Here is a 23,923-nt window from a genome sequence, read left to right as displayed (position 1 = left end):
TTGGTCATGAGCCTTCCCTCGAGTGGCGGCGCGCCCAGGCGGCGGCGCCGGGCAGGACGTCGGTCACGGGGGCGACGTGCGGGTACCAGGTGCGCTCCCACTCCAGCGACACCCACCCGTCGTAGCCGCGCCCGCGCAGCAGCTCGCCGCACTCCTCCAGCGGCACCCCGCCGGTCCCGAGCGGCACCGGGGTGGTGTCGGCCGCCGAGACGGCGTCCTTGATCTGCACGACCGCCAGGTACGGCAGGAGCGCCGCCAGGCTCTCGGCGGGGCGCTCGCCGTGCCGCCACGGGTGCAGCAGGTCCCACACCGCGCCCGTGGCCTCGGGAGCGCCGGCGCGATCGAGCAGCCCGGCCACGGCGGCGCCGGTGGGCATGCTGTCGTGGGTCTCGACCAGGACCCGCACGCCCCACCCGGCGGCCCGGGGCGCGACCGCCCGCAGCCGCCTGGCTCCCACGGCCGGGTCCTCGCCGCCGGGGAAGACCCTGACGCCGGGGGCGCCCAGGTCGGCGGCGAGCCGCAGGTCGGCCGACAGGGCGTCGACGACGGCGGCGTCGGCCTGGCCGGGGTCGCAGATCCTGACGTAGCCGGCGAGCGCCGCGATCTCCAGCCCGGCGGCCTCGACCTTGCCGCGCACCTCGGCGCGCTCCCGCGCCGCCAGCCCGGCGTGGACGCCCGTGTCGGGGTGCAGCCTGAGCTCCAGGCCCCGGCAGCCGTGCCGGCGGGCCACGGCGACGGCCTCGTCGAGGCCCTGTCCCGGCATGCCGAGCGTGCTCACCGCCAGCTTCATCGGCCGCTGCTCCTCGGTGTTCGCGGACTTCGGGTCGGTCGGGAGGGCGCGTCTCAGGGTAACGGCCCGATCATGCGGGCCGTCCGGTCACGCCGTCCGGTCACCTCGGCGGCCTGACGCTCTCGCGCAGGACCACCTCGCCGGACACCCGCACCACCTGGGGCTCTCCCTCGGCGTTCAGGGCCAGCTCCAGCGCGCGCGTGCCCATGTCGGCCAGCGGGAGCCGTACCGTCGTCAGCGCCGGGACGTGGTCGCGCAGGGTCCTGATGTCGTCGAACCCGGCCACGGAGACGTCCTCGGGCACGCGCAGCCCGCGCTCGCGGAAGGAGGCGAGCGCGCCGACGGCCATCACGTCGTTGACGGCGAACACGCAGGTCGCGTCGCCGATCTCCCGGGCGGCGGTGTAGCCGCCGTCGCGGTCGAACGGGCCGTGGACGACCGTGGGCGTCGGCAGGCCCAGCTCGGTGACCGCCGAGACGAACCCCTCGCACCGGTCGACGGCGGTCACCAGGTGCTCGGGGCCGGCGAGGACGGCGAAGCGGGTGTGGCCGAGGGCGGCCAGCTCGCGGGCCAGCGCGGCGGCGCCCTCGCGGTTGGCGGGGGCGACGGTGTCGACGCCGAGGAGGTCCTGGCCGATGCAGGCCACGCGCCCGCCGGTGGCCCGGTAGGCGTCGAGCTCGCCGCGCAGCCTGCCGGTGACCTCGGGGTCGACGACGCGGGATCCGGCCAGGAGGACCGCGCGCACCCGCTGGGCGTGCAGCGTGGCGACGTAGGCGATCTCCTGCTCGGGGTCGCGGTGCGTGGTGCCGACCATGACGAGCAGGCCCTCGCCGGAGGCGGCGCGCATCACCCCGTCGGCCAGGGCGGCGAAGTAGGGGTCGGTCAGGTCGTGGACGACGAGGCCGATGACGTTGCTCGAACCCTTGGCCAGGGTCTGGGCGGCGCGGTTGGTGCGGTAGCCGAGCTGGTCGGCGGCCTGCTCGACGCGCGCCCGCAGGGAGGCGCCGACCTGGCGGGTGCTGCCGTTGAGCACCCGCGAGGCGGTCGCCAGCGAGACGCCCGCCAGCTTGGCGACATCCTCGAGCGTGACCACACCCACCTCCCGGAAAGCGATTTCCCAGTCTGCCAGACCTCTCCCGTCACCGCATAGCGGCCTCGAGTACGGCGGGCACGCCGATGCCGGCCAGGACGCCACCCGGGCGACGCGAACGCGCCGAGCCCGGCGGAACGACACGGCCGAGCCCGGCCGTACCCGCGTGGCCGCGCCCGGCCGATCGGCGCGTGGCCGAGTCCGGCCGGGCGCGGCCCACGGGTCAGCGGCAGCCGAACATCCACCCCAGAAGGCCGCAGGACCGCTTCTCCGGCGGATCCTGTGGCTGGGGCGCCGGGGTGGACGGCGAGGTGTCCGAGCCCCCGGTGGGAGTGGGCTGGGACGTCGGGGCGGTGGTGGGGCGCTCGCCGGACGAGGGCTTGGACGAGGGCTTGGTCGTGGACACCGTGTCGGTGACCTGGGAGTCGCGTTCGGTAGGCCGGTTCTCGGGCTCGGCCTCCGCCGTGGCCCGGCTCGTCGGCCGTACCGTCGGGGACGGCGACGGCGAGCGGGTGGCGCGGGCGCGGATGACGGTCGGCGAGACGGACGGGCTCGGCGCGACGGTGGTCGAGCCCGTGGGCAGGTCCGTCGGCGCGGCCGTGGGCGGCTCGGGCTTCGCGGTGGCCGAGGGCGGCAGGACGCCCGCGTCGCCGACGCTCGCGCACCGGGTGGCGCCGCCGCAGGGGTCGCCGGGTCCCGCGGTGCTCACCAGCCATCCCGCCGACGCGCCCACCACCACGACGGCCGCCGCCGCGACCAGCAGCACCCGGGTACGGCGGCGCACCTCCCGCTCGCCGTCGGACTCGGGATCGGGCTCCCCGGTCCAGCCCGAGCCCAGGAACCCGCGCCTGGGCTGGTCGTAGCCCTGGTCGAGCGGGAGGTATCTGGGCTCCTGGGGCGCGCCGTCGTCCGCGGCGTCCTCGCCGTCCTCCCTGCCGTCCTCGTTCCAGTACGCCGCGTCCCTGTCCTCCGGCGACAGCTCCACCGACGGCGGCGCGTCCACGGGCGCAGGACCGGAGGGCGGGTCGGAGGGCAGCTGGAGACCCGCCGCGGCGGACCCGTCGAACTCCTCGTCGTCCAGGGTGACGGCAGGCTGTTCGTCGGTGTCGGCGGCGTCGGTGGTCCACTCGGGGGACAGCACGTCCCCGGCATCCATCGGCGCGGCTCGCTCGGGGTGCGGCCCTGAGTCGCGTTCCACTATGAACCTTTCCCACGTGAGAACTAATCGCGATCTTTATTAGCAGAGCCGACCCTCACATGTCAGGAAATCCCACAAACTGGGCTGGAACTCCTGATTTATCGCCCGACCAGGGCGATTCCCCGCGGTGGCGAGGAACGGCACACAACACACGAGCCCCCTCGAACCGGCGCTAGTTACTGGTGAGTAGCATAGGGCTCCAAGCTTCCATCCAGGCGAGGAGCGTAAGAGTGCCTTCCTCTCGTGACGTCGTGTTCGTCGACGGCGTGCGCACGCCTTTCGGCAAATCGGGACCCAAGGGCCTGTACGCGGAGACGCGGGCCGACGACATGGTCGTCCGCGTCATCCGCGAGCTGATGCGGCGCAATCCGAACCTGCCCCCCGAGCGGGTGGACGAGGTCGCCATCGCGGCCACCACGCAGATCGGCGACCAGGGCCTGACCATCGGCCGCAGCGCGGCGGTGCTGGCCGGGCTGCCCAAGAGCGTGCCGGGCTACGCGATCGACCGCATGTGCGCGGGCGCGATGACCGCGGTCACCACGGTCGCGGGCGGCATCGCGTTCGGCGCCTACGACGTGGCCATCGCGGGCGGCGTGGAGCACATGGGCCGCCACCCGATGGGCGAGGGCGTCGACCCCAACCCGCGCTTCCTGGCCGAGAAGCTCGTCGACCCCAGCGCCCTGGTCATGGGCATGACGGCGGAGAACCTGCACGACCGCTACCCCCACATCACCAAGGAGCGCGCCGACGCCTACGCGGTGCTCAGCCAGGAGAAGGCGGCCAAGGCCTACGCCGACGGCAAGATCCAGCCGGACCTGGTGGAGACGGCCGTCAGGACCGCCGAGAAGGGCTGGGGCCTGGCCGTCCAGGACGAGGCGCCCCGCCCGGGCACCACGCTCGAGGCGCTCAGCACGCTGAAGACGCCCTTCCGCCCGCACGGCCGGGTCACCGCGGGCAACTCCTCCGGCATCAACGACGGCGCCACCGGCTGCATCGTCGCGGCCCGCGAGGCGGCCGAGGAGCTGGACCTCAAGCCCAAGATGCGCCTGGTCTCCTACGCCTTCGCGGGCGTGGACCCCGAGGTGATGGGCGTCGGCCCGATCCCGTCCACGGAGAAGGCGCTACGCCTGGCGAATCTCGAAATTTCGGACATCGGGTTGTTCGAGATCAACGAGGCGTTCGCCGTCCAGGTGCTCGCCTTCCTCGACCACTTCGGCATCGCCGACGACGACCCCAGGGTCAACCCGTACGGCGGGGCCATCGCCTTCGGCCACCCGCTGGCCTCCAGCGGCGTGCGGCTGATGACCCAGCTCGCCCGCCAGTTCGCCGAGCGCCCCGACGTGCGCTACGGCATCACCACGATGTGCGTCGGCATGGGCATGGGCGGCACCGTGATCTGGGAGAACTGCGCTTTCGAGGGAGCCGGGGCATGATCGAGGAGCTTTTCGCGGACGAGGTCGTCACCAAGGCCGTCGTCAGGGACGTCGAGCTGCCCGGCGGCGCCGGGACGATGGCGCTGATCACGCTGGACAACGGCTTCGACCACACCAAGCCCAACACCTTCGGCCCGCGCGGCCTGACCGCGCTGGGCGAGGCGCTCGACGCGATAGAGCGGCGCACCGACCTGGCGGCCGTGGGCGTCATCGGCAAGCCGTTCATCTTCGCGGTCGGCGCCGACCTCAAGGGCGCGGCGCTGATCCGCACCCGCGAGCAGGCGCTGGAGATCGGCCGGCTGGGCCACGCCGTCTTCGGCCGGCTCGGCGCGCTGAAGGTGCCCTCCTTCGCCTTCGTCAACGGCGCGGCGATGGGCGGCGGCCTGGAGGTCGCCCTGCACTGCACCTACCGGACGATCTCCTCCGGCGTCCCGGCCGTGGCGCTGCCGGAGTGCTTCCTGGGCCTGGTCCCCGGCTGGGGCGGCACCCAGCTGCTCCCCCGGCTCGTCGGCCCGGCCGCCGCCGTCAAGCTCATCGTCGAGAACCCGCTGTCGCAGAACCGGATGATCAAGGGCCGCCACGCCTTCGAGCTGGGCGTCGCCGACGCCATGTTCGAGCCCGCCGACTTCCTGGAGGAGTCGCTGCGCTGGGCGGCGAAGGTCGTCAAGGGCGAGATCACGGTCGAGCGCGCGGACCACACGGGCGACGACTGGGACAAGGCGATCAACGACGCCCGCTTCCTGGCCGACATGAAGCTGCGCGGCGCCGCCCCGGCCCCCTACCGGGCGCTGGACCTCATCGCCAGGGCCCGGACCGGCGTGGACTTCGAGGCCGAGGACGAGGCGCTGGCCGACCTGCTCATGGGCGAGGAGCTGCGGGCCGGGCTGTACGCCTTCGACCTGGTGCAGCGCCGGGCCAAGAAGCCCGCCGGCGCGCCGGACAAGGCGCTGGCCCGCAAGGTCACCAAGGTCGGCATCGTCGGCGCGGGCCTGATGGCCTCCCAGATGGCGCTGCTGTTCGCCCGCCGCCTGGAGGTCCCGGTCGTGCTGACCGACCTGGACCAGGCCCGGCTGGACAAGGGCGTGGGCTACGTCCACGCCGAGGTCGACAAGCTGCTGGCCAAGAAGCGGGTGAGCGCCGACCAGGCCAACCGCCTGAAGTCGCTGGTGACCGGCTCCCTGACCAAGGACGCCTTCGCCGACGCCGACTTCGTCATCGAGGCCGTCTTCGAGGACATGGCCGTCAAGAAGAAGGTCTTCGCCGAGGTCGAGGAGCACGTCTCCGCCGAGTGCGTGCTGGCTACCAACACCTCCTCGCTGTCGGTCAGCCAGATGGGCGCCGACCTGCGGCACCCCGAGCGGCTGGTCGGCTTCCACTTCTTCAACCCGGTGGCCGTCATGCCGCTGCTGGAGATCGTTCGCGGCGACCGGACCGACGACGCCACCCTCGCCACCGCCTTCGCGGTCGGCAAGACGCTGAAGAAGTCCAGCGTGCTGGTCAAGGACGCGCCCGCGTTCGTGGTCAACCGGCTGCTGACCCGCTTCATGGGCGAGGTCATCGCCGCCGTCGACGAGGGCACCCCGCTGGAGGTGGCCGAGCACGCGCTGGACGACCTGGGCCTGCCGATGACCCCGTTCGCGCTGCTGCAGCTGGTCGGCCCGGCGGTCGGCCACCACGTCTCCGAGACGCTCCACGCGGCCTTCCCCGGCCGCTTCGGGGTGTCGGAGAACATGGCCAAGCTGGTGGCCTCGGGCAAGCCGGGGGTCTACAAGCCCGACTTCTCGCTCGACCCCGAGGCCGTGGCCCTGTTCGCGGGCGGCGACCGGCCCTCCACCGCCGAGCAGGTACGGCGGCGCGTCCTGGAGGCGCTGGCCGAGGAGATCCGCATCATGCTCGACGAGGGCGTGGTGGCCGCGCCGCAGGACATCGACCTGTGCATGATCCTCGGCGCGGGCTGGCCGTTCCACCTGGGCGGCATCACGCCGTACCTGGACCGCGCGGGCTTCTCGAAGCCGCGTTTCCTGGAGCCGGGCGTGGCCTCCGTCCCCGCCTGACGATCGCCGACCCGCCGGAGAGTCGCTCCGGCGGGTCCGCCCGTCCCCCGGTTATATGGATGGGACACCAGAGAAACGGGGGACAACCATGCACGTGCTCAAAATCGCCGCCGTGACGGCCTCGCTCCTGGCCGCGGGACCCGCTCCGGCGCTCGCCGGCAGGCAGCCCGGCGCCGTCCTGATGATCACCGTGACCACCGGCGCCGCGCACGCCAAATCGGCGCTGCTGATCTGCGGCCCGGCGGCCGGGACCCACCCGAAGGCGAGGGCGGCCTGCCGGGTCCTGCGCAAGGCGGGCGGCGACCCGGCCAGGCTCTCCCACCGCGGCGCCGTGTGCACCAAGGAGCTCCGCCAGCACACCGTCACGGTCAGGGGCCGCTGGCACGGCAAGCGCGTGGCCTTCATGCGGACCTTCGGCAACGAGTGCCTGATGACCGCCGAAGGCGGGGCGCTCTACACCTTCTGACGCGCGCGGCGCCGCCGTACGGCCAGCAGGGCGACGGCCGCTCCGGCGAGCGCGACCAGGCCCAGGGCGGACGGCGAGAGCCACCACGGCGCGGCGTAGTCCACGGCGGCCGTCGTCACCTCCTCGGCGCCCGGAACCGCCGCGCCCGGGACCGCCGCGGCGGGGGCGGCGGCCGGAGCGGTCGTCGCCCCGGGAGCGGCAGGCGCGGCGGTTCCGGGCGCGGCCTTGGGGATGGCCGGCGGCCGGATGTCGCCCCACGGGTCCTTGCCGTTGTTGGCGGCCAGCCACGTGGCGGCGGCCTCCTTGGCGCCCTGTGGCGGCGGCGCGGGCGTGAAGGAGCCGGGCACGGTCACGGTGCCGAGGTCGTGCGGGGCGAACCACTCCTGGACGGCGATCACCCGCCAGGTGCCCTTGGGCAGGGCGACGGCGGTGGCGTAGTGGGCGGGTTCCCGCAGCTTGACGGCGTCGAAGGTGAGCGTGCGCTTGCCGTCGGTGAAGCGCAGGCCCACCTTCAGGTCCCGCTCGTCGCCCCAGTAGGGGTGGTTGCCGTGCTGCAGCAGCCAGGAGCCGAGGGTGTAGGCGGTGCCCGGCTCGAACCTGCCGGGCACCGGGTCGAGGGAGGTGACCGCCCAGCCGCCGGCCTGGGCCGGGGCGGCCGGCGCCACGAGGGGCGTCAGGAGGGCGAGGAGGACAAGCAGGCGTCTCATGCCCTTCCTACACCGGGCGCGGGCGGGCGGTTCCCGGGCGGTCAGGTGCTGACCCGGGCCAGCACCTCCAGCGGGTCGGTGAGCACCTGGGAGAAGGCCAGCTCGGCGGCCCCGACGAGGGTGGCGTCGTCGCCGAGGGCGGAGGTGCGCAGGCGCAGGTTCTCGCGGTTGGCCCGCAGGCAGACGGTGTTGACGCGGCTGCGCACCTGGGCCGCCGCGCCCAGGTAGATGTCCCTGAGCATGCCGCCGAAGACGACCACCTCGGGGTTGAAGATGTTGACCAGGTTGGCCACGCCCAGCCCCAGCCACTCGCCCACCCGCTGCAGCGCGTCCTGGGCGACGACGTCGCCGCGGTCGGCGGCGTCGACCACGGCGCGGACGGCCTCCCTGCCCACCTTGCCGGCGAAGGCCCCGCCCGCGCCCTCCAGCAGCGTGCGCTCGCCCACCTCGGCCTCCAGGCAGCCGCGTGCGCCGCAGCCGCACACGCGCCCGCCGGGGTTGACCACCATGTGGCCGACCTCGCCGAAGTAGCCGTCGCGCCCGGCGAGCAGCTGGCCGCCGGAGATGATGCCGCCGCCGATGCCGACGTCCCCGTGCAGGTAGACCAGGTCGCGGCAGCCGATCCCGACGCCGCGGGTGTGCTCGGCCAGCGCGGCGAGGTTGGCGTCGTTGCCCACGGCGACGGGGATGCCGAGCGCCAGCTTCCTGGCCAGCTCCTCGCCGAAGGGGGCGTCGTGCAGGCCGTCGCCCATGTTGGGGCTGAAGCGCACCATGCCGTCGGCCTTGCGCACGCCGCCGCAGAAGGCCGCCGCCGCGCCCACGCAGACGGTGTCGGGCAGGGCCTTGCGCAGCATCTGCCGGGCGAACCCGGCGAGGGTGGCGACGACCTCACCCGTGTCGAAGGGGCCGCGCTGCCGTACGGCCTCGCGGCGGTCCAGGATGACGCCGCCGAGGCCGACGCGGGCGGCGACCAGGCGGTCGACGCCCACGTCGAAGGCCAGCACGAAGATGCGTGCGGACTCCGGCCGGACGACGAGCGACGGCCGCCCGGCGCGGCCGGTCTCGCGGGGCAGTTCCTCGCGCACCAGCCCGGCGGCCGCCAGGTCGGCGGTCAGCGCCATGATGGTGCTGCGATTGAGCCCCATGCGGCTGGTCAGCTCCGCGCGGGAGGTCGGCCCGCCGAGGTGCACGTGACGCAGGAGTGTGCCCAGGTTGTATCGGCGGATCTCCTCCTGGGAGGGACCAGCACGCATCGTTCCGTCCTTCGGGTGGGGATTGAGATCCACCCTACCGGTGCCCGGTGGCGGCGGCCCGCTTGCGCGACAGGGCGTCGACGCTGGCCGCCAGCAGCAGGACCAGGCCGGTCACCACGAGCTTCTGGCCGGCGCCGTAGCCGAGCAGGCCCATGCCGTTCTCGATCATCGCGACCACCGCGCCGCCGAGGATGGCGTCCAGCGCCCGGCCCTTGCCGCCGAAGAGGCTGGTGCCGCCGATGACCGCCGCGCCGACGGCGAACAGCAGGACGTTGCTGCCGCCGGTGTTGGGGTCGACGGAGTTGGCGCGGGAGGCGGCGATGATGCCGCCGATGGAGGCCATGAACGAGCAGATCACGAAGCAGGCGATCTTGATCCGGTCCACGGAGATGCCGGCCCGGCGGGCCGCCTCCGCGTTGCCTCCCACCGCGTAGATGTGCCTGCCGAAGGCGGTACGGCGCAGCACGAACGTCCAGATCAGGAACAGCACCAGGATGACCGGCACGACGATCGGCACGCCCTGCAGCACCACGGCCCGGCCGCGGTCGAGGTTGAGGACGTAGACGACCAGGCCGACGACCAGCGCGAGCCCGCCCACCCGGGCCGCCAGCAGCAGCGGCGGCGTGGTGGGCAGCCCGCGCCTGGCCCTGTTGCGCGCCTGGGCCAGCTGGACGGCGGCGTAGCCCGCCACGGTCACGGCGGCCATCAGCCAGCCCAGCCACGGCGGCAGGTTCCTGTTGGCGATGGCCACGATCGTGGGGTCGCGCACCGAGATGTTGGTGCCCTGCTTGAGCAGCAGCAGCACCACGCCCTGGAAGGCGATGAAGGCGGCCAGCGTCACCACGAACGACGGGATGCCGATCTTGGCCACGAGCGTGCCGAGCACCAGGCCGATCACCGCGCCGGTGATCATGGCGGCCACCACCGAGGCGTACCAGGGCCAGCCCATGTTGGTCAGCGTGATCGCCAGGACGGCGGCGCAGACGCCGCTGGTGAAGCCCGCCGACAGGTCGATCTCGCCCAGCAGCAGCACGAAGATCAGGCCCATGGCGATGACGACGTAGACCGCGCCCTGGGTGAGCAGGTTGGCGAAGTTGCCGGGAGAGAAGAAGATCGGCTGGAACGCCGAGAACACGACGGTCAGCACGACCAGCCCGAGGACGGCGGGCAGCGCGCCCAGGTCGCCGCCGCGGACGCGGTCGACGTACTCGCGGACGATGACCGGCGCTTCGGTCTTGGGTGGCAACGTCTGTGTGCTCATGTCGCCGCACCGTTCTTCAGGCCGAGCTCGCCGCTGCGGCCGGAGGTGATCAGTTCCACGACCTGCGAGTGGGTCACCTCGCTGGCCTTGACCTGGGCCGCCATCCTGCCCAGGTAGAGTGCCGCGATCCGGTCGGAGACCGCGAAGACGTCGTTCATGTTGTGCGAGATCAGCACGACCGCCAGCCCCTTGTCGGCCAGCTGGCGCACCAGCTCCAGGACCTGCGCGGTCTGGGCCACGCCGAGCGCGGCGGTGGGCTCGTCCAGGATGACGACCTTGCTGTTCCACAGCACGGCCTTGGCGATGGCCACGGTCTGCCGCTGGCCGCCCGACAGGCTGGAGACGTGCTGGCGCAGCGACTTGACCGTGCGGACCGACAGGCCGGCCAGCGTCTTGGCCGCCATCTCCTCCATGGTGGCCTCATCCAGGACCAGGCCGCTCTTGCGCTCGCGGCCCAGGAACATGTTCTGGACGATGTCGAGGTTGTCGCACAGGGCGAGGTCCTGGTAGACGATCTCCACGCCGAGGGCGGCGGCGTCCCTGGGGCTGTTGACCTGGACCCTGTTGCCCTCGAAGTAGTACTCCCCCGAGTCGTACGGGTGGATGCCGCCGATGCACTTGACGAGGGTGGACTTGCCGGCTCCGTTGTCGCCGACGAGTGCGGTCACCTCTCCGGCGTAGGCGGAGAAGGCGACGTTGTGGAGGACCTGCACGGGGCCGAAGCTCTTGTCGATCCCGCGTAGCTCCAGTACGGGCGCCTGGGAGGACACTTGTGGCTGCTCCTTGGAGAATGCACGGCTACCGCAGTTGTACGCGGCGTGTGCGCCGCTGACCAGCCCGCGGTAGCCGTACGGGACGAAACTAGCTGATTCCGGCCTCGGTGCACTTGGCGGCGAACTCGCCGGCGCACAGCTCTTCCTTGGAGACGTAGCCGTCGGCCACGACGTCCTTGACGTTGTCCTTGAAGATGGCCACCGGGGTCAGCAGCACGGCCGGGACGTCCTTGCCGGTCTCGGTGTCCTTGACCGAGCCGGTGGCGGCCGGCTTCTGGCCCTTGGCCAGCGCGATGGCCAGCTGGGCGGTCGCGTCGGCCTCCTTCTTGACCGCCTTGTAGACCGTCATGCACTGGTCGCCGTTGAGGATGTTCTGCAGGCCCTGGACGGTGGCGTCCTGGCCGGTCACCGGCACCTTGCCGTTGAGGTTGTTCTTCTTCAGCACCGAGATGGCGGCGTTGCCGAGGCCGTCGTTGGCGGCCAGCACGCCGGCGATCTTCGGCTGCTGGGTGAGCATCTGCTCGAAAATGGTCCCGGCCTGGGCGTTGTCCCAGTCGGGCACCGACTGGTCCGGGCCCTTGACGTACTCGCCCGAGTCGTACTTGGGCTGCAGCACGCTGTCGTAGCCCTGCTTGAACAGCGTGGCGTTGTTGTCGGTGGGCGAGCCGTTGAGCTCGGCCACGACCGGCTTGCTGGCCTTCATGTCGGTCAGGCACTTGACCAGGCCCTCGCCCATCAGCTTGCCGACGGCGACGTTGTCGAAGCTGACGTAGTAGTCGGCGTTGCCGCCCAGCGTGAGCCGGTCGTAGTCGATCGTGGCCACGCCCTGGGCCTTGGCCTTGTCGAGCACGGCCTTGCCGGTGCCGCTGTCGAGGTTGACGATCGCCAGGACGGTCACGCCGCTGGTGAGCATCTGGTCGGCGATGGTCTGGAAGTTGTTCTTGTCGCCCTGGGCGTTCTGGATGTCGTACGGCACGCCCGCGGCCTTGAAGGCCTCCTCCAGGTACTTGCGGTCGGCCGTCTCCCAGCGGGCCGACGACTTGCTGTCGGGCAGGATGACGCCGATCTTGCCTTGCTTCCCTCCGCCGGCCGGGGAGGCGCCCGTCCCGGCCGTGGTGTCCCCGCCTTGTCCCCCGCAGGCGGACAGACCGAGGGTGAGCGCCGCGGCGGCGGCGCCGATGCCGAAGATTCCCTTGCGCATGACGCTTGGGCCTTTCTCAAGGGGGGTTGAATGTTGTTTCGCACAACTTAGGCCACGGCGAAGGGAGAGGATAGACACAGGACGGTAACTTTTGTTGTCCGAGATAACATATTTGCTACTTGATGACGGGCGCGCGGGACGCCCGGCTGTGCCAGTAGCCGTAGGCGAAGTAGAGCACCACGCCGACAACCATCCAGATCAGGAACCGCAGCCAGGTCTCCACCGGCAGGTTGAGCATCAGGTACACGCACGCCAGCACCGACAGGATGGGCACCACCGGCATGAACGGCGTGCGGAAGGCGCGCGGCAGATCCGGCCGGGTACGGCGCAGCAGCATCACGCCGAGCGAGACCACGACGAACGCGAACAGCGTGCCGATGTTCACCAGCTCCGCCAGGGCGCCCAGGTCGATGAAGCCGGCCAGCGCCATGGAGACCGCGCCGACGAGGAGCGTGGACCGCACGGGCGTGCCGAAGCGCGGGCTGACCACCGACAGCGCGCGAGGCAGCAGCCCGTCGCGGCACATGGCGAACAGCACGCGGGTCTGGCCCAGCATGAGGATCATCACGACCGTGGTCAGCCCGGCGATCGCGCCGAGGCTGATCAGCGAGGCGATCCAGGGACGCCCCACCGCCCTGAAGGCGTCCGACAGCGGCGCCGTCTCGCTGAGCTGGGTGTAGTGCTGCATGCCGACCACCACGATCGAGACGGCCACATACAGCGCCGTGCAGATCGCCAGCGAGCCGATGATGCCGCGCGGCAGGTCGCGCTGGGGGTTGACGGTCTCCTCCGCGGCCGTGGCGACGATGTCGAAGCCGATGAAGGCGAAGAACACGACGGCGGCGGCGGAGAAGATGCCGATCACGCCGAAGGCCACCGGGGTGATGCCGAACAGCACCTGGATGAGCGGCGCGCCCAGCCCCTCCACGGCCGGGGTCGGCTTGGCGGGCGGGATGAACGGGCTGTAGTTGGCGGCGTTGATGGAGAACATCCCGACCAGGATCACCAGGAGCACCACCGCGACCTTGATCACGACGATGACCAGGTTGACGCGCGCGGACAGCTTGATGCCCAGGACGAGGATCGCGGTCAGGATCGCGATGATCGCCATGGCGGGCACGTTGATCACGCCCGCGTCGGCGTCGGCGATCGCCTGCGGCACCGGGATGCCGGCCGTGGCCAGCAGCGAGGTGAAGTACCCCGACCAGCCGACCGCGACCACGGCGGCGGCCAGCGCCATCTCCAGCATCAGGTCCCAGCCGATCACCCAGGCGGGGAACTCGCCCAGCGTCGCGAAGGAGAAGGTGTAGGCCGAGCCCGCGACCGGGACGGTGGAGGCGAACTCCGCGTAGCACAGCGCGGCCAGGGCACACACGATGCCGGCGACCACGAACGACAGCGCCACGGCGGGCCCGGCGGTGTTCCTGGCCGCCAGGCCCGTCAGCACGAAGATGCCCGTGCCGATGATCACACCGATGCCGAAGACCGTGAGATCCAGCGCCGACAGCTTCTTGAGCAGCCGGTGCTCGGGCTCCTCGGTGTCCCTGATGGACTGTTCGACACTCTTGGTACGAAAGATCTCCACGGGGTGGTCCTGCCCACACCGTGAGTGATCATTCCTACGGGGTAGGGGGAACGGTCATGCTGAATGACCTGCTCCAGTTCGTCACCCGGCAACCCCCGGCCGTCGTCTGGCCGCTGGTCTTCGTCTTCCTCACCCTCGACGCCTCGGTCGCGGTCGGGCTGGTGATCCCGGGCGACTGGCTGCTGATCCTGTCCGGCACCACCGCCGACGGCCCGGCCGAGGCGGTGGCGCCGGCGGTCGTCGCGGTGCTGGCCTGCCTGGCCGGTGCCACGGGCGGCCACTGGCTGGGCAGGCGGTACGGCTCGCGCCTGAAGGACAGCAGGCTCGGGCGGCGCGTCGGGCGGCGGCGCTGGGAGCACGCCGACTGGCTCCTGCCGGTGCTGGCCGCCGTGGTGGTGGTCGTCGTGGCCGTCTCCAAGGCCGCCGGCCGGGCGCTCCGCCCCCGGGTGTCCTCCGGCTAACGCTCGGCCGGCGTCTCGACCGGGGCGCTGCGCCTGGCCACCGCCTCGGTGATGTCGCGGGCGAGGTCCTGCCCCGTCAGGCCGACCTGGGCGAGGATGGCGGCCCGCTTGGCGTGGTCGAGGAAGCGCTGCGGGATGCCGAAGGTGCGCACCGGGACGTCGACGTCGTGGTCGCGCAGCAGCCGCGCCACCGCGTCGCCCACGCCGCCGACCCGGCCGTTGTCCTCCACCACGGCCACCAGCCGGTGCGCGGCGGCGGCCGTGGCCAGCGTCGCGTCCAGGGGCTTGACCCAGCGCGGGTCGACCACCGTGGTGGAGATGCCCTGCGCGTCGAGCAGCACAGCGGCCTCCATGGCGGCGTGCGCCATCGGCCCGGCGGCCACGATCAGCACGTCGGGCTCGCCCGCCTCGGCGGCCGAGCGCAGCACGTCCATCCCGCCGAGCTTGCCGACCGCCTCCAGCGTCTGGGCGACCGGGCCCTTGGGGAAGCGCAGCACGGTCGGCACGTCCTTGGCGACCGCCTCCCTGAGCAGCTCGGCCAGGCGCTCGCCGTCGCGCGGGACGGCGATCTCCAGGCCGGGGATCACCTGCAGGATCGACAGGTCCCACATGCCGTTGTGGCTGGCGCCGTCGTCGCCGGTGACGCCGGCCCGGTCCAGCACCACCGTGACCGGCAGCCGGTGCAGGGCGACGTCCATGAGCAGCTGGTCGAAGGCGCGGTTGAGGAAGGTGGCGTAGACGGCGACCACCGGGTGCAGCCCGCCCAGCGCCAGGCCGGCCGCGCTGGTGAGCGCGTGCTGCTCGGCGATGCCGACGTCGAAGATGCGGTCGGGGTAGGCGTCGGCGAACTCGTTCAGCCCCGTCGGGTGGAGCATGGCCGCGGTGATCGCGACGATGTCGTCGCGCTCGCGGCCGATCTTGACCAGCTCCTCGCTGAAGACGTTGGTCCAGATGCGGCCCTTGGGCTTCTCCAGGCCGGTCGCCCGGTCGAAGGCGCCCGGCGAGTGGAACTGGTCCTCCTCGTGGTTCTCCGCCGGGGCGTAGCCGCGCCCCTTCTGGGTGACCGTGTGGACGATCACCGGGCCGCCGAAGTCGCGCGCCTTGCGCAGCGCGGCCTCCACGGCCTGCTCGTCGTGGCCGTCGATCGGGCCGACGTACTTCAGCCCGAGGTCCTCGAACATGACCTGCGGGGCGATCATGTCCTTGACGCCCTTCTTGAAGCCGTGCAGGGCGTCGTAGACCAGCGGCACGTTGCCGAGCTTGTCCTTGACGAACTCCAGGATGTCCTCGTAGCGGCGGCTCACCCGCAGGTTGGACAGATGGGCGGCCAGGCCGCCGATCGTGGGCGAGTAGGAGCGGCCGTTGTCGTTGACGACGATGACGACGCGCAGGTCCCTGGCGTCGGCGATGTTGTTGAGCGCCTCCCAGGCCATGCCGCCGGTGAGCGCGCCGTCGCCGATCACCGCGACCACCGTGCGGTCGGTCTCGCCCTTGAGCCTGAACGCCTTGGCCAGGCCGTCGGCGTAGCTCAGCGCCGTGGAGGCGTGGGAGTTCTCGACGAAGTCGTGCTCGGACTCGGCCTGGCTGGGGTAGCCGGACAGGCCGCCCTCCTGCTTGAGCCGGTCGAAGCCGGCGCTGCGGCCGGTGAGCATCTTATGCACGTAGGCCTGGTGGCCGGTGTCCCAGATGATCGGGTCGCGGGGCGAGTCGAAGACCCGGTGCAGCGCGATGGTCAGCTCCACCACGCCCAGGTTGGGCCCCAGGTGGCCGCCGGCGCGGGCGCAGGAGTCGATGAGCAGGTCACGGATCTCTCCTGCGAGTGCTGGAAGCTCCTCCACCCCGAGCCGTTTGACGTCACGCGGTCCCCTGATCGAGGCCAGCAGCTCGCTCACGGAATCAGTCCCCTCTGCTCGCGACACGTCAGCAGACCGAGTCTAGTTCGTGGCCGGTGCGGTGGCCCGTCCGCCCGAAATCCACACGAAGTTGACAGATCTTGACCTATTGTTTTGCACACTATGCGCACAAATCCCGTTAAGTCCCTCACGTCACTTGTGGTCGCCGGTCTGGTGGTCGGCCTGGCCGGAACGGGTACGGCGAGCGCCGCGGCCCAGCCCGCCGCCGCGCTGACGGCTCCGCCCGCCGGGACGGCGGCCCCCGCGCTGGCCGCCCCGCCCACCGGGAAGGCGGCCGCCACGGCCAACCCCCTCTACAAGACCGGCCGCCTGGCCGACTCCCAGTGCTCCCCCGGTGACCTGCCCGCCGGCAGCACCGCCGCCTACCGGCGCTTCCTGCAGCGGGTCACCAACTGCCTCAACAAGTCGTGGGCCAGCCAGTTCAAGAAGGCCGGCCTGGCCTTCAGCAAGCCGCGCCTGCTGATCGTCACCAAGAAGGTCCGCACCCCCTGCGGGCCCTGGCTCAGCGGCGCCTCCGGCCTGTACTGCTCGGCCAACAAGACCATGTACATGCTGATCACCAAGCAGGACCTGCGCAGGCCTTTCCCCGTGGGCATCACCCGGCTGATGGCCCACGAGTACGGTCACCACGTCCAGCAGATGGCGGGCATCTGGTCGTACTACTGGTCCGTCCGCAGCCGGGCGGGCAAGTCGGCCGCGCTGCAGCTGTCGCGCCGCGCCGAGCTCCAGGCCGAGTGCTTCTCATCGGTGTTCATGAGCGTCCACGCCGACACGCTGCCGGTCGGCCAGGACGACTGGGACGCGGTCGTGAACTGGTTCCGCCAGCACGGCGGCGAGATCTTCCCGCAGAACGACCACGGCACCGGCGCCTCGCAGGCGGCGTGGATGAAGCGTGGCTTCGCCTACGGCGCGCCGGGCGCGTGCAACACCTGGACCGCCGGCGCGCGCCAGGTCGCCTGACGCCCGCCCGGGAAGATCGCCCGACATCCGGCACGGCGCCTTTGCGGCGGCTTTACCTACCTAATAAGGTGCCGTGCCATGCGAATCCCCCTTAAGGCACTGATCTGCGGTGTCGCGGCGCTTTGCACCGCTTTACTGTCCAGTCCCGCGTCCGCCACCCCGGTGCCCAAGGGCAAGGCCGCCCTCGTGGACAACCCGATCTACAAGACCGGCAAGCTGGAGCTCAAAGAGTGCCCCGAGCAGCCGGTCCCGCCCGACGACTACGAGGGCGCCCGGGTGTACCTGGAATTCGTCCTGGAATGCCTTGACAAGTCCTGGGCGATGCAGTTCGAGAAGGCCGGCCTGCCCTTCTCCAAGCCGAAGTTCAAGGTGACCGCCAACGTCGGCTCGCCGATCGGCCGCTGCGGCAAGTTCCCGAGGGGCGCCCAGGCCGTGTACTGCCCCGCCGACAGGACCATGACGGTCCTGCTCGACAAGGGCGTGCTGGTGGGCATGTTCCAGGCCGACCTGGAGCCCGAGCTGTACCTGTTCACGGTGCTCGCGCACGAGTACGGCCATCATGTGCAGAACCTGACCGGCATGATGGACGTGATCGCGGCCAGGAAGTACAAGGACGACAAGGCCTTCCTGCCCGACCTGCGCCGGATGGAGCTGCAGGCCGACTGCCTCGGCGCGGCGTTCATCGGCAGCGTGTGGCGCTCGCTCGGCCGGTCCGACTACGACTTCCGCTTCATCTCCGAAATCCTCATGGGCGGCGTCGACTCCGCCTCGCACGGCAAGGGCAGCAACGCCGAGTACTGGCTCAAGCGCGGCTGGAACGGCGAAGCCCCGGGCTCGTGCAACACCTGGTCGGCGCCGAAGTCGAAAGTGAGCTGAACCGTCATGCGACTTCGTCTCCTCGTCACGGCGGTGGGCGCGCTCANCCGCTGACGCCGTCTCCGCGAGCCCCGCCGCCGCGAGCGCGGTCAGCGCGGCGCCGCCCGCCGTCCTGGCCAAGAACCGGCTCTACCGCTCGGGCACCACGCCCTCGCTGGCGTGCTCGCTGCCGCAGATCCAGCGCGGCAGCGGCGCGTCGCTCAAGCGCTTCTACCTGGCCGCGACCTCCTGCGTGAACCGCTTCTGGGCCGCACGCTTCAAGGCCGCCGGCCTGAAGTACACCAAGCCCAAGATCCAGCTGACCACGTCGGGCAACTCGGTCTGCGGGAAGATCTACTACACCGGCGCGCACTACTGCCAGGACCAGCGCACCTTCGCCATCAACATCACCAAGCGGGAGCTGCGCAACCCCTACCGGCTGGCCTTCGTGCGCACGGTCGCCCACGAGATGGGCCACCACGCGCAGAAGCTGTCGGGCATGCTCGACACCTACAACCGGATGGTGTGGCGGGCCGGGCAGAACACCCCCACCTACTACGCGCTCAGCCGCCGCCTGGAGATGCAGGCCGACTGCTTCGCCGGGGTGTTCTTCTCCGCCTCCTTCGACTCGCTGAACGGCGAGCTGGGGTGGGACGAGTGGGTGGGCGCGATCGCGTCCGCCAAGTCCGACAAGCTCCACGGCTCCTCGGCGAACCTGGCGCGCTGGCACGACCGCGGGTACAGGAACGGCTCGCTGGCGGCCTGCAACACCTGGACGGCGAGCAGCTCCAGCGTCCGCTGACCCCTACCGCAGGACGCTCTGCCCGATGAGGGCGACCGCCGAGGCCGCGGCGACCAGCAGGACGGCGCCGCGGACCCGGCCGCCGTCCAGGTAGCGGCGCAGCGGCCCGGACAGCAGGAACCCGGCGACCATGAAGGGCACGAGCGACAGGCCCGCCAGGACCGCCCTGGCGGGCAGCCGGTCCACCGCCCACAGGATCGCCAGCGACTGGGCCGCGCTCAGCAGGAAGAAGGCCGCCAGCGTGGCCCTGATCTGCGGCCCCTTGGCGCTCTGGTAGACCAGCGCGATCGGGGGGCCGCCGATCCCCGTGGCGGTCCCCGTGATCCCCGACACGAAGCCGGCGCCGGTGACGGTCGCCCCGTTGCGCGGCACCGACAGCGTCCGGGCGGTCAGGCCCACGGCCGCCAGCACCATGAGCCCGACGAACACACCGAGGGTCTGGGCGGACACGTGGACCACGACGAGGGCGCCCAGCCCGCTGCCCGGCACCCGCCCCAGGAGCGCCCAGCCCAGCCCGCGCCAGTCGATCCTGCGCCACTCGACGGCCAGGGTGAACATCGGCAGCGTCAGGTTGACCATCTGGATCGCGCCGGGCATCAGGCCCGGGTCCAGCATGGCGATCACGGGCGCGGCGATCAGGCCCAGCCCGAAGCCGACGCCGCCTTGGACGACCGCCCCGGCCAGCACCGCCGTACCCGCCGCGACCAGGTCGATCCACTCCATGGTTGGCGACCCTAGAGGCCGGCATTCCCGACCTGCACAGTGGGCCTCATGCCCGGAGCGCGGGGGCGGGGGTTCGCCGCGTCCGGTGACACAGCGCGGCCTCCGGCGTACGGCGCGGCCTCCGCTCGCACGGCGCCCGAGCCCCGGCCGGCGAGGCAGGGCCGGGCGGCCTCCGCCCGCGCGGGAACCGCGTCACGGCCCGTGGCCGGAGCCCCCTCAGTGCGATGGGCCGGATACGTCGTGCAGCCTGCGGCGCAGGTGGGCGCGCTCGGGTTCGGTGCCCGCCAGGGCGAGCGCCTCCCGGTAGGCGGCCGCGGCCTCGCCGTACCGGCCGAGCCGGGACAGCAGGTCGCCGCGCGCGGCCTGGTAGGGGTGGTGGCCGCGCAGCCGCGGCTCGCCGGCCAGCTCGTCGAGCAGCGCCAGGCCCGCCTGCGGGCCGTCGCGCATGGCGACAGCGGCCGCCCGGTTGAGCGCCACGACCGGCGACGGCGCCAGCGCCATGAGCACGTCGTAGAGGGCCACGATCTGCGGCCAGTCGGTGGAGGCAACGTCCGCGGCCTCGTCGTGGAGGGCGGCGATCGCGGCCTGCACCCCGTAGGGGCCGGGCGGGCCGCCGCTCAGCGCCGCGACCGCCAGCCGCTCGCCCTCCTCGATCATCGCGCGGTCCCACCGGGTGTGGTCCTGGTCCTCCAGCAGGACCAGCTCGCCGCCCGGTCCGGTGCGCGCCTCGCGCCGGGCGTGGACCAGCAGCATCAGCGCCAGCAGCCCCGTCGCCTCCCGCTCGCCGGGCAGCAGCCGGCACAGGATGCGGCCCAGCCGTATCGCCTCCTCGGCCACGTCGAGCCGCTGCAGGTCCGGGCCCGCGCTGGCCGCGTACCCCTCGGTGAAGATCGAATACACGGCCTGCAGGACCACGGAGAGCCGCTGCGGCAGCTCGTCCGCGCCCGGCACCCGGAACGGGATCCGCGCCTGGCGGATCTTCTGCTTGGCCCGCACGATCCGCTTGGCCATCGTCGCCGCCGGGACCAGGAACGCCCGCGCGACCTCGGCCGTGCTCAGCCCCGCCAGGCACCGCAGCATCAGCGCGGCGCGGTCCTCGGCCGCCAGCGCCGGGTGCGCGCAGGTGAAGAACAGCTCCAGCCGCTCGTCCGGCAGCTCGCCGCCGCCGTCCGCCGCCGGCGCGGCGCGATCGGCCTCGACCTGCAGGATGGCCAGCCGCGCGGCATAGGCGCGGTCCCGCCGCAGCCGGTCCACGGCCTTGCGGCGGGCCGTCGTCATCAGCCAGGCCCCCGGGTTCGGCGGGACGCCGTCGACCGGCCAGCGCACCAGCGCCGCCTCGATCGCCTCCGACGCGACCTCCTCGGCCAGGTCCAGGTCGCCGAACCGGCGGGCGAGGGCGGCCAGCAGCCGCCCCCGCTCCTCCCGGAACACCGCCGCCGCCGACGCCCCGGCGGCTGTCTCGTCCATGCGGCTCAGAACTCCGCCACCGGCCGCACCGTGACCGCGCCGCCCCCGCGGGCGCCGGGGCAGCGCGCCGCCCAGTCCAGCGCCACGTCGAGGTCCGGCACGTCGATGACGTAGTAGCCGCCCAGGACCTCACGCGTCTCGGCGAACGGCCCGTCGGTGACCACCCTGTCGCCGCTTTCGTCCACCTGGACCGTCGTGGCCGTGGTCAGGTCCGCCAGCGAGTGCCCGGACACCCAGATCCCGGCGTCCCGCACGGCCTTGTCGTAGGCGATCCACTCCTCGACCGCGCAGGGCTCGCTGGGCTGGCTGGTGGCGCTCTGGATCAGCAGCATGTACTTCACGATCCGACTCCCGTCTTCCCGGTTCCCGTACGGCGGAGCCGCCGTCTGCCATCACTACGAACGGGACCCGGTCGCATGGACACCCGCTCCCCGATTTTCCCGGACTTTTTCGGGCCTCAGGGTTCGAGGCAGGCGGGGAGGGAGTCCACGCGGCCGGTCGGGCTGGCCGTACGGCCCTGCGGATCGTAGATCTTGACCCAGCGCACCGAGGGGAACTGCTTGAGCGTGGGCATGATCAGGGAGGCGATCGACACCGTCGACCCGCCGGCGGCGCACCCGCCGGTCAGGCGGACCCGCGCGATGCCGTCCTTGATCGTCAACCCGGCGAACCCGGTGGCCTTGGAGGTCACCAGCCGCAGGCCCGCGGCGTACTCACCGGCGGTGGGCCCGGCGAACAGCCGCTGCAGCGCCCCGCGGGCGGTGGCGGGCGCGACGACCGGGCGGAGCACCGGCCGGACCGCGGGCTCCTCGCCCTTGGCGAACCTCCGCGAGTCCAGGAAGTAGGCCCGCGCCGCCACCGTGCGGTACGGCGTCGCGATGTCGATGACGACGCGATCCGGCTCGGCGAGGGTGAACAGCTTGATCGGCGTGCGGCGGGCCACGCCGACGCCGAAGCTGAGGACGGCCTCGAAGTCCCCGGCGGTGGCCACCTGGACCAGCCCGGGAAGGGCGAAGGCGCGCCTGGTGGGCCCGAAGGTGCCGCGTCCCCGGTCGTCGTGGCCGACGGCGTCGTAGAAGCGCACGTGGAGGAAGGCGTCGCCGGCCAGGGCCAGTGGGGCGCCGGAGCCGTCCTGGCGCACCTGGGACACGTAGCGGGCGCTGCGATGGGCGGGCAGCCCGCCGCGGAACTCGAACACCAGCCGGTCGAAGCCGACGTGGTGCGCGGCGCGGATGCCGACCAGCGTCGGGATGCCGGGGGCGCGGGCGGCGGCCGACGGCGGCGCCGCCGCGACGACGACGACGGCGAGAAGCGCGATCAGGCTGGTGAGGATCCGGGCGACGAGCCGGATGCCGGGCGGAGAAGTGTGCTGGTTCATGGCCGGCCCCTGGGAGAAGAGGATGGGTGCTGCGCGCCGGCGCTCGGGGCGGCCCTGACCGTGACGCCGGCACTCTGTTGGATGCACGAAAGGCCCAGGTTGTTCGCGCCATGGCGGCGGCTCCCCGGTGGCACGCCCTGGGTGGGGCGGTGCCGTACCAGAGTGGCAGGCGGGAAGATCACGCCGCTCGGACCCTCGCCGTGGGGGTCACGGATCCGGGCTTTCGTGGCACGCCGGCGGCCCGCTCCTCCACCCCGTCCGAGCCCGGGACGGGGAGGAAGGCGGCAAAGAGCCGCCCACCTACCGCCCGCGTACGGCCTCGGTACACGATCAGGGCACTACCGACGCCAGCGAAAGCGCATTCCCTTCCTTCAAGGTCAATCATCCTCAGGGGTGAGGGCTGTCTCGTCGCGCTTGTTCTCAAGCTCCTCGTGCCTGCTCTCAGGCCGCACTGCGAACTGCGCTGACGCGACCTCAACATCGTCCACGTCGAGGATCCATCGATACGCCCGACCCGGCGTCAGAGGTAGCGAGGGAATCGTCATGGCGAAGCTGAGCGTGAGGGGAACCTTCCTGGCCACCTCGTTCTCCGGTGAGGCGTTGGCCAGGGCCATGCTTCCCTCTATGACCACAGGACGCAGACCCGCGTTGACTGTGGGCACCTTGACGTCATTGCCATCCTCGTCTACCAGTCGAAGCTGGAAACGTGCCTCATCAACGGCTTCGTTCCACGGGATCCGCAGAAATCCGGCGATGGCGGCCGGCGGTATGACCGGTCCCGTCAGCGACCACCCGGCGCCGAGCAGGTTGACCTTCGAGGTCGCCTGATCGGTGCTGGCGGAGTCGGCCAGGACGAGGAACCCTTCGATCACAGCGCCGCCAGCTTGCGCTCGAAGTTGATCGTCCCAAACGTTGACGTAGGCGTCGGCTGACTGATCACCCCGGGATCGCGGAGGTTGATCTTCGCTGGGGTCGAACTTGTCCGTGCCGCCTCACCGTGGGCTACGACGTAGTGATACACGTCCGCTCCCACAGCAAGGGCGTATCGGCGGATCGTTGAGAGGTGGGGGTCGCCCCCGAGGCGCTCGAAGTCCGATACCGCCGGCTGGCTGCGACCCATCCGCTCGGCGACCTCTGCTTGAGTCAGACGACGGCGCTTGCGGATCTCAACCAGGGTCTCGATCAGCAGCATGTCCCGCTCGATCGCCGCGTTCTCACGCTGGACCTCCGGGTCTGCCAGATCGATGTCTAGCAGTTCTGCGATGTGAGGGTCCATCACAGCCAGCCTCCTCGTATCGGGTTCACCTTATATTCTCCCCAACCAGTCGGCCAGCCGCTTACGAGCAACGGCAATGACTCGGTCCTGAGCCCCTCGGCCGCCCTTCATATGGAAGGCAAGCCCCAGCAAGACCGCCTGTCCCTTGGGACCATGAGCGTAGTAAAGGCGATACTCATTGCCCTCGTTGCTGAGACGCGCTTCCAGCAAGCCGTCTCCAAGAGCATTCACATCCCGCGGAAACGCTCTGCCGTACGAGATGCGAGTCATCAGCGCG

At 71.8% G+C, this 23,923-nt stretch carries 23 protein-coding genes; 7 read left to right on the top strand and 16 right to left on the bottom strand.

The window, feature by feature from the left end; all coding sequences use genetic code 11:
- Nucleotides 1-4 precede the first annotated feature (4 nt).
- The 3 genes from BSB02_RS06775 to BSB02_RS06765 all read right to left on the bottom strand — a co-directional run bounded on the left by BSB02_RS06775 (nt 5) and on the right by BSB02_RS06765 (nt 3,078).
- A complete protein-coding gene (locus BSB02_RS06775; RefSeq protein ID WP_084957811.1) occupies nt 5-790 on the bottom strand; it encodes a sugar phosphate isomerase/epimerase family protein in 786 nt (261 codons plus the stop codon).
- Nucleotides 791-890: 100 nt separating this feature from the next.
- Complete coding sequence (locus tag BSB02_RS06770) at nt 891-1,883, bottom strand: LacI family DNA-binding transcriptional regulator (protein ID WP_084957810.1); 993 nt, start codon at nt 1,881-1,883, stop codon at nt 891-893.
- Nucleotides 1,884-2,103: 220 nt separating this feature from the next.
- Nucleotides 2,104-3,078 carry a hypothetical protein gene (locus BSB02_RS06765; RefSeq protein WP_158088575.1) on the bottom strand — a complete coding sequence of 325 codons (975 nt, stop codon included), beginning with the start codon at nt 3,076-3,078 and terminating at the stop codon, nt 2,104-2,106.
- Between the two features lie 251 nt (nt 3,079-3,329).
- Between BSB02_RS06765 and BSB02_RS06760 the strand changes: the two genes are divergently transcribed.
- From BSB02_RS06760 to BSB02_RS06750, 3 genes are all read left to right on the top strand, one after another.
- Nucleotides 3,330-4,511, top strand: a complete 1,182-nt coding sequence (locus BSB02_RS06760; RefSeq protein WP_206184554.1) for a thiolase family protein — start codon at nt 3,330-3,332, stop codon at nt 4,509-4,511.
- Complete coding sequence (locus BSB02_RS06755; RefSeq protein WP_084957807.1) at nt 4,508-6,565, top strand: 3-hydroxyacyl-CoA dehydrogenase NAD-binding domain-containing protein; 2,058 nt, start codon at nt 4,508-4,510, stop codon at nt 6,563-6,565. The genes BSB02_RS06760 and BSB02_RS06755 overlap by 4 nt, the downstream gene beginning before the upstream one ends.
- A gap of 88 nt (nt 6,566-6,653) precedes the next feature.
- Nucleotides 6,654-7,031: an SSI family serine proteinase inhibitor gene (locus BSB02_RS06750; protein ID WP_158088574.1), complete on the top strand. Its 378-nt coding sequence runs from the start codon at nt 6,654-6,656 to the stop codon at nt 7,029-7,031.
- On the opposite strand, the gene BSB02_RS06745 is transcribed toward BSB02_RS06750, so the two are convergent.
- The 6 genes from BSB02_RS06745 to BSB02_RS06720 all read right to left on the bottom strand — a co-directional run bounded on the left by BSB02_RS06745 (nt 7,019) and on the right by BSB02_RS06720 (nt 13,811).
- Nucleotides 7,019-7,738 (bottom strand): hypothetical protein, encoded by a 720-nt coding sequence (locus BSB02_RS06745; RefSeq protein ID WP_084957805.1) that lies wholly within the window; start codon nt 7,736-7,738, stop codon nt 7,019-7,021. The two genes, BSB02_RS06750 and BSB02_RS06745, sit on opposite strands and share 13 nt — an antisense overlap.
- 41 nt (nt 7,739-7,779) lie before the next feature.
- Entirely contained in the window at nt 7,780-8,991 is a 1,212-nt protein-coding gene (locus BSB02_RS06740; protein ID WP_084957804.1) for an ROK family transcriptional regulator, read from the bottom strand.
- 34 nt (nt 8,992-9,025) lie between these two features.
- Complete coding sequence (locus BSB02_RS06735) at nt 9,026-10,252, bottom strand: sugar ABC transporter permease (protein WP_084957803.1); 1,227 nt, start codon at nt 10,250-10,252, stop codon at nt 9,026-9,028.
- Nucleotides 10,249-11,022, bottom strand: a complete 774-nt coding sequence (locus tag BSB02_RS06730) for an ATP-binding cassette domain-containing protein (protein WP_084957802.1) — start codon at nt 11,020-11,022, stop codon at nt 10,249-10,251. The genes BSB02_RS06735 and BSB02_RS06730 overlap by 4 nt, the downstream gene beginning before the upstream one ends.
- A gap of 91 nt (nt 11,023-11,113) precedes the next feature.
- Nucleotides 11,114-12,226, bottom strand: a complete 1,113-nt coding sequence (locus BSB02_RS06725; RefSeq protein ID WP_084957801.1) for a sugar ABC transporter substrate-binding protein — start codon at nt 12,224-12,226, stop codon at nt 11,114-11,116.
- A 115-nt stretch (nt 12,227-12,341) separates the two neighbouring features.
- Nucleotides 12,342-13,811, bottom strand: coding sequence for an amino acid permease (locus BSB02_RS06720; protein WP_084957800.1), 1,470 nt, complete (start codon nt 13,809-13,811; stop codon nt 12,342-12,344).
- Between the two features lie 56 nt (nt 13,812-13,867).
- Here BSB02_RS06720 and BSB02_RS06715 point away from each other — a divergent pair, with 56 nt between their 5' ends.
- On the top strand, nt 13,868-14,272 hold the full coding sequence (locus BSB02_RS06715) for a hypothetical protein (RefSeq protein WP_084957799.1): 405 nt from the start codon (nt 13,868-13,870) through the stop codon (nt 14,270-14,272).
- Here BSB02_RS06715 and dxs read toward each other — a convergent pair.
- Nucleotides 14,269-16,155 carry a 1-deoxy-D-xylulose-5-phosphate synthase gene (dxs, locus tag BSB02_RS06710; protein WP_084957919.1) on the bottom strand — a complete coding sequence of 629 codons (1,887 nt, stop codon included), beginning with the start codon at nt 16,153-16,155 and terminating at the stop codon, nt 14,269-14,271. The genes BSB02_RS06715 and dxs overlap by 4 nt on opposite strands.
- A gap of 132 nt (nt 16,156-16,287) precedes the next feature.
- On the opposite strand from dxs, the gene BSB02_RS06705 reads away from it, so the two are divergent.
- The 3 genes from BSB02_RS06705 (at nt 16,288) to BSB02_RS43395 (ending at nt 18,802) form a co-directional block, all read left to right on the top strand.
- Entirely contained in the window at nt 16,288-17,145 is an 858-nt protein-coding gene (locus BSB02_RS06705) for a neutral zinc metallopeptidase (RefSeq protein WP_084957798.1), read from the top strand.
- A 78-nt stretch (nt 17,146-17,223) separates the two neighbouring features.
- On the top strand, nt 17,224-18,021 hold the full coding sequence (locus BSB02_RS06700; protein WP_084957797.1) for a neutral zinc metallopeptidase: 798 nt from the start codon (nt 17,224-17,226) through the stop codon (nt 18,019-18,021).
- A 112-nt stretch (nt 18,022-18,133) separates the two neighbouring features.
- Entirely contained in the window at nt 18,134-18,802 is a 669-nt protein-coding gene (locus tag BSB02_RS43395; protein ID WP_084957796.1) for a neutral zinc metallopeptidase, read from the top strand.
- A gap of 3 nt (nt 18,803-18,805) precedes the next feature.
- On the opposite strand, the gene BSB02_RS06690 is transcribed toward BSB02_RS43395, so the two are convergent.
- The 6 genes from BSB02_RS06690 to BSB02_RS06665 form a co-directional block, all read right to left on the bottom strand.
- Nucleotides 18,806-19,525 carry a sulfite exporter TauE/SafE family protein gene (locus BSB02_RS06690; protein WP_206184541.1) on the bottom strand — a complete coding sequence of 240 codons (720 nt, stop codon included), beginning with the start codon at nt 19,523-19,525 and terminating at the stop codon, nt 18,806-18,808.
- Nucleotides 19,526-19,741: 216 nt separating this feature from the next.
- The gene (locus BSB02_RS06685; RefSeq protein ID WP_084957795.1) at nt 19,742-20,992 is read right to left on the bottom strand and encodes an RNA polymerase sigma factor; all 1,251 of its coding nucleotides are present in this window, start codon (nt 20,990-20,992) and stop codon (nt 19,742-19,744) included.
- A gap of 5 nt (nt 20,993-20,997) precedes the next feature.
- Nucleotides 20,998-21,324 (bottom strand): YciI family protein, encoded by a 327-nt coding sequence (locus tag BSB02_RS06680; protein ID WP_240506247.1) that lies wholly within the window; start codon nt 21,322-21,324, stop codon nt 20,998-21,000.
- Between the two features lie 125 nt (nt 21,325-21,449).
- A complete protein-coding gene (locus tag BSB02_RS06675; protein ID WP_084957793.1) occupies nt 21,450-22,370 on the bottom strand; it encodes a GerMN domain-containing protein in 921 nt (306 codons plus the stop codon).
- A gap of 377 nt (nt 22,371-22,747) precedes the next feature.
- Nucleotides 22,748-23,242, bottom strand: coding sequence for a DUF6941 family protein (locus BSB02_RS06670; protein ID WP_084957792.1), 495 nt, complete (start codon nt 23,240-23,242; stop codon nt 22,748-22,750).
- On the bottom strand, nt 23,239-23,646 hold the full coding sequence (locus tag BSB02_RS06665; RefSeq protein ID WP_084957917.1) for a helix-turn-helix domain-containing protein: 408 nt from the start codon (nt 23,644-23,646) through the stop codon (nt 23,239-23,241). Before BSB02_RS06665 ends, BSB02_RS06670 begins: the two co-directional genes overlap by 4 nt.
- Nucleotides 23,647-23,923: the final 277 nt, after the last annotated feature.

The sequence above is a fragment of the Thermoactinospora rubra genome (assembly GCF_002093975.1).
Lineage (GTDB): Bacteria > Actinomycetota > Actinomycetes > Streptosporangiales > Streptosporangiaceae > Nonomuraea > Nonomuraea rubra_A.
The sequence above is the reverse complement of the archived record's forward strand: the minus strand, read 5'-3'. Positions and strand labels throughout refer to the sequence as shown.

Excerpts from the sequence above, each read along its gene's own strand:
- BSB02_RS06775 (WP_084957811.1), bottom strand. The coding sequence starts at position 790 with ATGAAGCTGGCGGTGAGCACGCTCGGCATGCCGGGACAGGGCCTCGAC.
- BSB02_RS06755 (WP_084957807.1), top strand. The coding sequence starts at position 4,508 with ATGATCGAGGAGCTTTTCGCGGACGAGGTCGTCACCAAGGCCGTCGTC.
- BSB02_RS06750 (WP_158088574.1), top strand. The coding sequence starts at position 6,654 with ATGCACGTGCTCAAAATCGCCGCCGTGACGGCCTCGCTCCTGGCCGCG.
- BSB02_RS06745 (WP_084957805.1), bottom strand. The coding sequence starts at position 7,738 with ATGAGACGCCTGCTTGTCCTCCTCGCCCTCCTGACGCCCCTCGTGGCG.
- BSB02_RS06740 (WP_084957804.1), bottom strand. The coding sequence starts at position 8,991 with ATGCGTGCTGGTCCCTCCCAGGAGGAGATCCGCCGATACAACCTGGGC.
- BSB02_RS06735 (WP_084957803.1), bottom strand. The coding sequence starts at position 10,252 with ATGAGCACACAGACGTTGCCACCCAAGACCGAAGCGCCGGTCATCGTC.
- BSB02_RS06725 (WP_084957801.1), bottom strand. The coding sequence starts at position 12,226 with ATGCGCAAGGGAATCTTCGGCATCGGCGCCGCCGCCGCGGCGCTCACC.
- BSB02_RS06715 (WP_084957799.1), top strand. The coding sequence starts at position 13,868 with ATGCTGAATGACCTGCTCCAGTTCGTCACCCGGCAACCCCCGGCCGTC.
- BSB02_RS06705 (WP_084957798.1), top strand. The coding sequence starts at position 16,288 with ATGCGCACAAATCCCGTTAAGTCCCTCACGTCACTTGTGGTCGCCGGT.
- BSB02_RS06700 (WP_084957797.1), top strand. The coding sequence starts at position 17,224 with ATGCGAATCCCCCTTAAGGCACTGATCTGCGGTGTCGCGGCGCTTTGC.
- BSB02_RS06690 (WP_206184541.1), bottom strand. The coding sequence starts at position 19,525 with ATGGAGTGGATCGACCTGGTCGCGGCGGGTACGGCGGTGCTGGCCGGG.
- BSB02_RS06685 (WP_084957795.1), bottom strand. The coding sequence starts at position 20,992 with ATGGACGAGACAGCCGCCGGGGCGTCGGCGGCGGCGGTGTTCCGGGAG.
- BSB02_RS06680 (WP_240506247.1), bottom strand. The coding sequence starts at position 21,324 with ATGCTGCTGATCCAGAGCGCCACCAGCCAGCCCAGCGAGCCCTGCGCG.
- BSB02_RS06675 (WP_084957793.1), bottom strand. The coding sequence starts at position 22,370 with ATGAACCAGCACACTTCTCCGCCCGGCATCCGGCTCGTCGCCCGGATC.
- BSB02_RS06665 (WP_084957917.1), bottom strand. The coding sequence starts at position 23,646 with ATGGACCCTCACATCGCAGAACTGCTAGACATCGATCTGGCAGACCCG.